This is a genomic window from Shewanella sp. SM32 (assembly GCF_025654235.1).
Lineage (GTDB): Bacteria > Pseudomonadota > Gammaproteobacteria > Enterobacterales > Shewanellaceae > Shewanella > Shewanella oncorhynchi.
The window spans coordinates 1-2749 of sequence record NZ_JAKKRO010000127.1 but is presented as its reverse complement, the minus strand read 5'-3'; the positions used below and the strand labels follow the sequence as shown (position 1 = coordinate 2749).

At 51.5% G+C, this 2749-nt stretch carries 1 rRNA gene; it reads left to right on the top strand.

Features of this window, described 5'->3' with window-relative positions:
* A 23S ribosomal RNA gene (locus L5M10_RS23520) occupies positions 1–2731 on the top strand; the annotation flags it as partial.
* Positions 2732–2749 lie beyond the last annotated feature (18 nt).

The window sequence follows — 2749 nt, the reverse complement described above, 5'->3', positions numbered from 1 at the left end:
GAGGCGAACGAGGGGAACTGAAACATCTAAGTACCCTTAGGAAAAGAAATCAACCGAGATTCCCCTAGTAGCGGCGAGCGAACGGGGATTAGCCCTTAAGTCAGTGGGGTGTTAGTGGAATGCGTTGGAAAGCGCAGCGGCACAGGGTGATAGCCCCGTACATGAAAACTAACCATTGATGAAAACGAGTAAGGCGGGACACGTGACATCCTGTTTGAATATGGGGGGACCATCCTCCAAGGCTAAATACTCCTGACTGACCGATAGTGAACCAGTACCGTGAGGGAAAGGCGAAAAGAACCCCTGTGAGGGGAGTGAAATAGAACCTGAAACCGTATACGTACAAGCAGTGGGAGCGGTTCTTGAGACCGTGACTGCGTACCTTTTGTATAATGGGTCAGCGACTTACATTTTGTAGCGAGGTTAAGCGAATAGCGGAGCCGTAGGGAAACCGAGTGTTAACTGCGCGTTTAGTTGCAAGGTGTAGACCCGAAACCCGGTGATCTAGCCATGGGCAGGTTGAAGGTTGAGTAACATCAACTGGAGGACCGAACCGACTAATGTTGAAAAATTAGCGGATGACTTGTGGCTGGGGGTGAAAGGCCAATCAAACCGGGAGATATCTGGTTCTCCTCGAAAGCTATTTAGGTAGCGCCTCGAGCGAATACCATTGGGGGTAGAGCACTGTTAAGGCTAGGGGGTCATCCCGACTTACCAACCCTTTGCAAACTCCGAATACCAATGAGTACTACTCGGGAGACAGACGGCGGGTGCTAACGTCCGTCGTCAAAAGGGAAACAACCCAGACCGTCAGCTAAGGTCCCAAAGTACTAGCTAAGTGGGAAACGATGTGGGAAGGCTTAGACAGCTAGGATGTTGGCTTAGAAGCAGCCATCATTTAAAGAAAGCGTAATAGCTCACTAGTCGAGTCGGCCTGCGCGGAAGATGTAACGGGGCTAAGCTAGTCACCGAAGCTACGGGTGCACAGTTTACTGTGCGCGGTAGAGGAGCGTTCTGTAAGCCGTTGAAGGTGAAGGGGTAACCCACGCTGGAGGTATCAGAAGTGCGAATGCTGACATGAGTAACGATAAAGGGGGTGAAAAACCCCCTCGCCGAAAGACCAAGGGTTCCTGTCCAACGTTAATCGGGGCAGGGTGAGTCGACCCCTAAGGTGAGGCCGAAAGGCGTAATCGATGGGAAACAGATTAATATTTCTGTACTTCCGCTAACTGCGATGGAGAGACGGAGAAGGCTAGGCTAGCGCGGCGTTGGTAGTCCGCGTTTAAGGTGGTAGGTGGTGTTCTTAGGCAAATCCGGGGACACGTACTTAAATGTACACACTGAGAGCTGATGACGAGGTCCTAAGGGACTGAAGTAGTTGATGCCATGCTTCCAGGAAAATCTTCTAAGCTTCAGGTTAGTGGGAATCGTACCCCAAACCGACACAGGTGGTCGGGTAGAGAATACCAAGGCGCTTGAGAGAACTCGGCTGAAGGAACTAGGCAAAATGGTACCGTAACTTCGGGAGAAGGTACGCTCYTGTTGGTGATGAGACTTGCTCTCTAAGCTGACGGGAGTCGCAGATACCAGGTGGCTGCAACTGTTTATCAAAAACACAGCACTGTGCAAACTCGCAAGAGGAAGTATACGGTGTGACGCCTGCCCGGTGCCGGAAGGTTAATTGATTGGGTTATCGCAAGAGAAGCTCATGATCGAAGCCCCGGTAAACGGCGGCCGTAACTATAACGGTCCTAAGGTAGCGAAATTCCTTGTCGGGTAAGTTCCGACCTGCACGAATGGCGTAATGATGGCCACGCTGTCTCCAGCCGAGACTCAGTGAAGTTGAAATTGCGGTGAAGATGCCGTATACCCGCGGCTAGACGGAAAGACCCCGTGAACCTTTACTATAGCTTGGCACTGAACATTGAACCTACATGTGTAGGATAGGTGGGAGACTWTGAAGTTGTGACGCTAGTCATGATGGAGTCGTCCTTGAAATACCACCCTTGTAGTTTTGATGTTCTAACCTAGGTCCCTTATCGGGATTAGGGACAGTGCCTGGTGGGTAGTTTGACTGGGGCGGTCTCCTCCCAAAGAGTAACGGAGGAGCACGAAGGTTGGCTAAGTACGGTCGGACATCGTACGGTTAGTGCAATGGCATAAGCCAGCTTAACTGCGAGACATACACGTCGAGCAGGTACGAAAGTAGGTCATAGTGATCCGGTGGTTCTGAATGGAAGGGCCATCGCTCAACGGATAAAAGGTACTCCGGGGATAACAGGCTGATACCGCCCAAGAGTTCATATCGACGGCGGTGTTTGGCACCTCGATGTCGGCTCATCACATCCTGGGGCTGAAGTCGGTCCCAAGGGTATGGCTGTTCGCCATTTAAAGTGGTACGCGAGCTGGGTTCAGAACGTCGTGAGACAGTTCGGTCCCTATCTGCCGTGGGCGTTGGATGATTGAAGGGAGCTGCTCCTAGTACGAGAGGACCGGAGTGGACGAACCGCTGGTGTTCGGGTTGTCATGCCAATGGCATTGCCCGGTAGCTACGTTCGGAATCGATAACCGCTGAAAGCATCTAAGCGGGAAGCGAGCCCTAAGATGAGTCATCCCTAGGAATTTAATTCCTCTAAAGAGCCGTTCGAGACTAGGACGTTGATAGGCATGGTGTGTAAGCGTTGTGAGGCGTTGAGCTAACATGTACTAATGACTCGAGAGGCTTAACCATACAACCCAGATGGGTTTT